The sequence below is a fragment of the Arthrobacter sp. JCM 19049 genome, assembly GCF_001310435.1.
Genome location: NZ_BAXF01000492.1, coordinates 1 through 1,558 on the forward strand (window position 1 = coordinate 1; position 1,558 = coordinate 1,558).

Sequence of the window (1,558 nt, forward strand, 5' to 3'; positions counted from 1 at the left end):
GCCTCCACCGGCGGGTTCACCGATGTGCTGCTGCGCCGCGGGGCCCGGCACGTGGTGGCCGTCGACGTCGGCCACGGTCAGCTGGTGGACCAGATCCGCTTTGACCAGCGGGTCAGCGTGCACGAGGGGCTGAACGTGCGTTACCTGGAGCCGGCGCAGATCGGGGGAGTTGTCGACCTGGTGGTGGCTGACTTGTCCTTTATTTCGCTGCGCCTGGTGATCCCGGCGCTGGCGCAGGCAACACGCCCGGGCGGAACCCTGTTGTTGATGGCCAAACCCCAGTTCGAGGTGGGCCGGGAGCACCTGGGCAAGTCCGGGGTGGTCACCTCCGCACGCCTGCGGCGCACCGCGGTGGAAAACGTGGTGGCCAGCGCGCGGGAAGCCGGACTTGAGCTGCAGGGGCTGGCGCGCAGCCCGCTGCCCGGGCAGGATGGGAACGTGGAGTTCTTCCTGCGCCTGGGCCGGCCCGACACCGGGCAGCCACAATCCCCGCCCGATGCGCGGTTGTGGGAGCTGGTTGACTATTCTTGAACACAACGCGTCGAAGCGACGGGCTGGATCGGTGCGCACCTAGCCGCCGGTGCATCCTGCGCGCTTCCACCCCGAGAATTCGAGCCTGAGGGGCATCCGATATTGCGCCGCATCCTAGTTTTCACCCACACGGGCCGTAAGGACGCGATCGCCGCGGCCATCGAAACCTCCCACCAGCTGGCCAATTCCGGCATCGTGCCGGTGATGCGCCGCCAGGACCAACACGCGGTCATCGGCGCCAACGGGGACAACCAGGGCGAGGATGCGCTGCACGTGGAGATCCTGGGCGAGGACTGCCAGATGCAGGACATCGATCTGGGGTGGTGCTTGGCGGCGACGGCTCGGTGCTGCACGCCGCGGAGCAGGTGCGGGAGGCCGACCTGCCGCTGGTGGGCGTGAACCTGGGCCACGTCGGCTTCCTGGCCGAAAGTGAACGCACCGAGCTGGCCAATTCGGTGGCCCAGCTCGCCGCCGGGCGCTACACCGTGGAGCAGCGCATGGCCATCGAGGTTAAGGTGTGGCTGGACAACGTGTGCCTGGCCGAGACCTGGGCGCTGAACGAGGCGGCGGTGGAGAAGGCCAACCGTGAGCGGATGGTCGAGGTCGTCATCGAGGTCGACGGCCGGCCGATCTCCACCTTCGGCTGTGACGGGGTGGTGATGGCAACCCCCACCGGTTCCACCGCCTACGCCTTTTCCGCCGGCGGCCCGGTGGTTTGGCCGGAGGTCGCGGCATTGATCATGGTGCCGATCAGCGCCCACGCCCTGTTCGCCAAGCCGCTGGTGATCTCCCCGGACTCGGTGATGGCGGTGGAGATGCTCACCCGCACCGACGCCGAGGCCGTGCTGTGGTGCGATGGCCGGCGCACCATTGACCTGCCGCCCGGGCCCGGGTGGAAGTGACCCGCAGCGCCAGCCGGTGAAGCTGGCCCGGCTGAACACCACCCCGTTCTCCGAACGCCTGGTCAACAAGTTCGAGCTGCCGATCCAGGGCTGGCGCGGACCGGCGCGCCCGTCGGAACGCCGCA

At 68.9% G+C, this 1,558-nt stretch carries 1 protein-coding gene and 1 pseudogene; both read left to right on the plus strand.

Going from position 1 to position 1,558, the window contains the following annotated elements; all coding sequences use genetic code 11:
• A partial coding sequence (locus tag JCM19049_RS13720; RefSeq protein ID WP_054821860.1) for an SAM-dependent methyltransferase occupies positions 1-531 on the plus strand: 531 nt, incomplete at its 5' end.
• 99 nt (positions 532-630) lie between these two features.
• Positions 631-1,558, plus strand: a pseudogene (locus JCM19049_RS13725) (NAD kinase); the annotation flags it as partial.